Source organism: Methylobacterium sp. 37f (genome assembly GCF_023093475.1).
Classification (GTDB): domain Bacteria; phylum Pseudomonadota; class Alphaproteobacteria; order Rhizobiales; family Beijerinckiaceae; genus Methylobacterium.
On the sequence record NZ_JAGHKN010000088.1, the window covers coordinates 1 to 1,716 of the forward strand.

Consider the following 1,716-nt stretch of genomic DNA (forward strand, 5'->3'; position numbering starts at 1 on the left):
GGGGGGGGGATGCCGGAAGGTAGCTGCTGGCTGAACCGGGCGGGGATTCTCAGATCAGGGTATGACCCTTCTCTGTCACATCCCCGGTTGTCGTCTTCTCCACGTCACGCGTGAGGAGAGCACTGCCCTTCGCATTTCCGCTCAAGCGAAGTGCGATCATGCCCGTTGCCCACGCTGTCGTACGGTCAGCCGGTCGGTGCATAGTCGCTATCACCGGCGTCCCGCCGACCTGCCGACGAGCGGTCATGAGGTGCGTCTGACCCTGACGATCCGACGTTTTTACTGCCACGACCCTGCTTGCGCACGCCGAACCTTTGCCGAGCGTCTGCCGGGCCTCCTCGACCGCTACGCTCAGAGAACCTGCCGGCTGGCCGATGCCCAGGTTCGGACCGCGCTGGCGCTCGGTGCCACACCCGCTGCCCGGCTGCTGCCGCACCTGGCGATGCCCACCAGTGCCACGACGCTGCTGCGGGGTATCCGCAAATGTCCGCTGCCGACCGGATCCAAACCGATCATCGTCGGTGTCGACGACTGGGCTCTGCGCAAGGGCCGAACCTATGGCACCATCCTCGTCGACCTCGAACGCCGCCGTCCCATCGATCTGCTGCCGGATCGTTCGGCCTCGACGCTGGCGGCCCGGCTCCGGCGCGACCCACAGATCCAGGTCGTGGCACGGGACCGCTCGACCGAATATGCGCGTGGGACCGCCATGGGTGCGCCCGATGCCGTTCAGGTCGCGGATCGGTGGCATCTCCTGCTCAATACCCGACAGATGGTCGAGCGCTGGCTCGCCCGCGTCCATCCGCGTCTGAAGCTGTTGCCGGCCGTGCCCCCGGCATCGCCATCGATTCGGCGCGTCACGCCCTACCCGCGCGCACCGTCCGAGATGCTCGCGCGGGCCGCGGCCCGCGGTCGATGGGAAGCGGCCTATGACGACGTGCGTCGCCGCCATGCGGAAGGACACTCGCTTCGGCGCATCAATCGCGAGACGGGCTTGGCCCGCGCCACGGTGCGCAAGTACGCCTTCGCCGCGAGCTTTCCCCGGAACGGCATGCGCGAGCCGAAGCCGAGCATGCTCGATCCTTATCTCGGGCATCTGCATGGCCGCCTCGATGAGGGCTGCGAGAACGCTGCGCAGCTTTGGCGCGAACTTCAGGGTATCGGCTTTGCCGGCACCTCGAAGCAGGTGCATCGCTGGTTGTCCGAGCGGCGCGCAGGCCCGGCTGGAACGACTATCCGGTTGTCGCCAGCACCGACCGACACCCGTGTTGTGACCTCCACCGCATCACCCCTGGCCTCATCCAAGCAGCTGTCCTGGTATCTCCTGCGGGAGCCCGAAGACCTCGGCCCTGAGGCGGCCGCGGTCGTCTCGCGCGTCCTACAGGATACCGAGGCGGCCAAGGTGGTCGATCTCGGCCGCCGGTTCTGCCGGATCGTCCGGAGCCGCTGTGGCCGGCAGCCGTCAGGAAAATCAGATGTCACGGCGTTCGATCAATGGCTGGGCGAAGCGCAAACCTGCGGTGTCCGGATCGTCGAAAGCTTCGCTGCTAGCCTCGGTCAGGATAGAGATGCTGTTCGGTCCGCGCTGACACTGCCTTGGAGCAGTGGACAAACCGAAGGCCAGATCACGCGTCCCAAGCTCTTGAAGCGCGCCATGTACGGTCGCGCCAATCTCGATCTCCTACGACGACGGTTCCTCCTCGCAGCCTGATCCAC

1 protein-coding gene is annotated in these 1,716 nt (G+C 66.6%); it reads left to right on the forward strand.

Annotated features, from left to right (window positions below; translation table 11 throughout):
• Window positions 1–61: 61 nt before the first annotated feature.
• Window positions 62–1,711 (forward strand): ISL3 family transposase, encoded by a 1,650-nt coding sequence (locus J7U37_RS24720; protein ID WP_247637467.1) that lies wholly within the window; start codon window positions 62–64, stop codon window positions 1,709–1,711.
• The last annotated feature ends 5 nt before the right edge of the window (window positions 1,712–1,716 follow it).